The 231-nt window shown below is 59.7% G+C and carries 1 protein-coding gene; it reads right to left on the bottom strand.

Annotated features, from left to right (window positions below; genetic code table 11):
* A partial coding sequence (locus AF337_RS12870) for an enolase C-terminal domain-like protein (RefSeq protein ID WP_280138847.1) occupies window positions 1-231 on the bottom strand: 231 nt, incomplete at both ends.

Here is a 231-nt window from a genome sequence, read left to right as displayed (position 1 = left end):
GTGGTATTCGAGCGCCATGAAGTTTTCAGTCGCGGTCGCCACATGTGCCGCGGCCATTGCGGCGATTGGACTTTCTGCCATGTGGATGGCCATGGCGACACCACGGTCCTGCGCCATATCTCCGATCTTCTTGGTCTCGAGGATGCCCCCGCTGGTGAGCAGGTCTGGGTGGATAACGGAGAGGACGCCGCTCTTGAGCAGCGGCTCGAAGCCTTCCTTGAGGTATATGTC

It is taken from the genome of Rhizobium ecuadorense, from assembly GCF_001187535.1.
Lineage (GTDB): Bacteria > Pseudomonadota > Alphaproteobacteria > Rhizobiales > Rhizobiaceae > Rhizobium > Rhizobium ecuadorense.
The sequence above is the reverse complement of the archived record's forward strand: the minus strand, read 5'-3'. Positions and strand labels throughout refer to the sequence as shown.